Here is a 1,514-nt window from a genome sequence, read left to right as displayed (position 1 = left end):
GAAGGTCTCGGCGGAGCCGACCTCTCCGGCCTCCCCCCGGCCTTCATCGACGTCGGCTCCGCCGAGACCTTCCGCGACGAGGACGTCGCCTACGCCACCCGCATCTGGCAGTCCGGCGGCACGGCCGAACTCCACGTCTGGCCGGGCGGGTTCCACGGCTTCGACGGAATGGCACCCCAGGCCGCGCTGTCGCAGGCGGCCAAGGGGGCGCAGGTGGCGTGGCTGCGGAGGCTGCTCGCGGAGTAGCACGGGGCCGGTCCCCCCGAGGGGTGGCGCATGATGGGCGTATGAAAGAGCTGGCCGGGCGGTTGAGCGCCGTGGACCCCGTGGCCGGGGCCGCCGTGGGCGTGATCGCGTACTTCGACCGGCTGGCCGAGGCCCGGGCCGGGGTGGAGGCGTTGGTGCGGGGCGCCGCCGTGCTGGCGGGCGTGCCGGTGCGGTTGGTGGACGAGGAGCGGCGGGTCCGGGTCCGGGTCGAACCGGACGGCGTCCGCCGCGACGCCGACACACCCCCCGACCCGGCCTGGCCCAGCGCCCCGCTCACGCCGGGCGGCCGTCCCGCACTGTGGCTGGAGCGGACGGCGGACTCACCCGGCACCCCGGCGGCAGCCACGCCCAGTGTCGTCGACGCCGTCATCCTGGAGCGCGCGGCGGGTGTCGTGAGCCGGGTTCTGGACCGCACGCGGGGCCGCGCGCCCTCCGACGACCCGGCGCTCGTGGAGACGCTCCTCGATGCCGGTGCCTCCGAGCAGGCCCGCCTGCACGCGGCGCGCGGGCTGGGTCTTGCCCCGGACGCGCGGGCCCGTGTGGTCGCCCCGGCGGGCGGGCCGCCGTACGTGGTCCCGGTGCCGGCGGGCCAGGAGACCCGCACCGAGCTCGCGCCCCGGGCCGGCGTGGGTCCCGCGCTTCCCCTTCTCTCCCTTCCCGGTTCCTGGGCCGCCGCTCGTGTCGCCCTGCGGTTCACCGCCGAGGGCACTGCGGGGGACCCGGGGCAGCGGGTCGTGTACGCCGATGATCTCGGCGGTATCGCGCTGCTCGCGGAGACGGTCGTACCGGGTGGCGAACCGCCGCCGGACGTGCGGGCGTTGGAGCGTGCGGCGGTCGAGGCGCCGTGGATGCTGGCGACGCTGCACGCGGTCGCGTCCACGCAGAGCCTGCGCGCGGCCGCGGCCGAACTGACCGTCCACCACTCGACGTTGCAGGACAGGCTGGTGCACGCGGAACAGTCCCTGGGCTGGCCGGTCCGCACCCCGCAGGGCCGCTTCCGGCTCCAACTGGCGCTGACGATGCGGAGGTTGGCGCGGCCCGCGCCCAGCTGTCAGGCCGACAGCCAAAACTGACAGGGCCCCTACAGCCGCCCGCTAGACTCGGCGCCCCTCCTCCACCGGATCAAGGGGTCCCCGTGTCCGACGGCCTGGTCCGGGCCGCGGCGGACAGGGACCCGCTGTGCCGCGACATCGTGGTGCTCAGCACGCTGCTGGCGCTGGTGTACGGGGTCGGCCTGGCGGCCGGCG

2 protein-coding genes are annotated in these 1,514 nt (G+C 76.4%); both read left to right on the top strand.

Annotated features, from left to right (window positions below; all coding sequences use genetic code 11):
- On the top strand, positions 1-246 hold a 246-nt coding region (locus tag AOK24_RS23985), incomplete at its 5' end, for an alpha/beta hydrolase (RefSeq protein WP_159051960.1).
- A gap of 41 nt (positions 247-287) precedes the next feature.
- Entirely contained in the window at positions 288-1,340 is a 1,053-nt protein-coding gene (locus tag AOK24_RS23980; protein ID WP_055722140.1) for a helix-turn-helix domain-containing protein, read from the top strand.
- The last annotated feature ends 174 nt before the right edge of the window (positions 1,341-1,514 follow it).

Origin of the sequence: Streptomyces niveiscabiei (assembly GCF_001419795.1) — a bacterium.
In the GTDB taxonomy this organism is placed as follows: Bacteria; Actinomycetota; Actinomycetes; order Streptomycetales; family Streptomycetaceae; genus Streptomyces; species Streptomyces niveiscabiei.
Note: the sequence above shows the minus strand (reverse complement) of the source record. Positions and strands in the feature narration are given on the sequence as shown.